1 protein-coding gene and 1 pseudogene are annotated in these 859 nt (G+C 58.8%); one reads left to right on the forward strand and one right to left on the reverse strand.

Annotated features, from left to right (window positions below):
* Positions 1-429: 429 nt before the first annotated feature.
* Complete coding sequence (locus tag CR105_RS29620; RefSeq protein ID WP_131502077.1) at positions 430-792, forward strand: integrase arm-type DNA-binding domain-containing protein; 363 nt, start codon at positions 430-432, stop codon at positions 790-792.
* On the opposite strand, the pseudogene CR105_RS29205 reads toward CR105_RS29620, so the two are convergent.
* Positions 740-859: pseudogene (locus CR105_RS29205) on the reverse strand (IS1595 family transposase); the annotation flags it as partial. The gene CR105_RS29620 and the pseudogene CR105_RS29205 sit on opposite strands and share 53 nt — an antisense overlap.

The raw sequence follows: 859 nt of genomic DNA on the forward strand, positions 1-859 counted from the left end.
ACGGGGCTCGTCAACAGGAGACCAAGGTGAAGCCGATGGTTTCCACGACAGTGAAGAACTCGATCGACCGGGTTGAACACAGATGAACGCAGGCATGGCGCGCCGGGTTCGGTGCCATGACGTCAACGGTTCCAACCGCCCGGTGCGGACCCGCATGCCGGGTGGTGTGGCAGGGGAGCGGCCTTCGGGCCGTCCCCTATGCCGATCCTATACTGTCCTGAATCGTCCTTGTATGTTTAGGTTTTTTGGGGGATTTTTTGGGGGCTCCCCGAGAACCCCGCGACCGGAGGCCCCCAAAATGGCAAAACGTGTGGTTCCGCTCATCGATCTCCAGGTGCGCAACGCAAAGAAAAGTGATCGACCCTATAAGCTCGCTGATGGCGGGGGCTTTACCTGGAAGTGACGGTGACGGGCTCGAAGTTGTGGCGCATGAAGTTTCGCCAGCTAAACAGTAAAGAGAACAAGCTCCACTTCGGCCCTTACCCGGACGTTTCACTAAGCGATGCAAGGGCGAAACGCGACAGCGCCGGCAAACTTCTGGCAGCTGGCGTTGATCCTGGGCAGGCGCGGGACGATGTCGCGCGCCGCACCAAAGCCATTGCCGAGAATACGTTCGAAAAGGTTGCGCGAGACTGGCACCGAACAAACCTGAAGAAGTGCCAGCCGCAGACTGCCGAAAACATATTGCACAGGTTCGAAGTCGACCTGTTTCCTCACTTCGGCACATTCCCGATGCTGATTAGCGCTCATCTTCAGCCAGCCGCATCCACGCTTCGGTCCGGCTGCCGGTAGCCGCGGCAGCGTGGATCAGGCGCGTGAGGATGGTCGACATATCGAATCGGCGATTAAAGCGGTACTG

Origin of the sequence: Massilia eurypsychrophila (assembly GCF_002760655.1) — a bacterium.
Lineage (GTDB): Bacteria > Pseudomonadota > Gammaproteobacteria > Burkholderiales > Burkholderiaceae_D > JAFCUW01.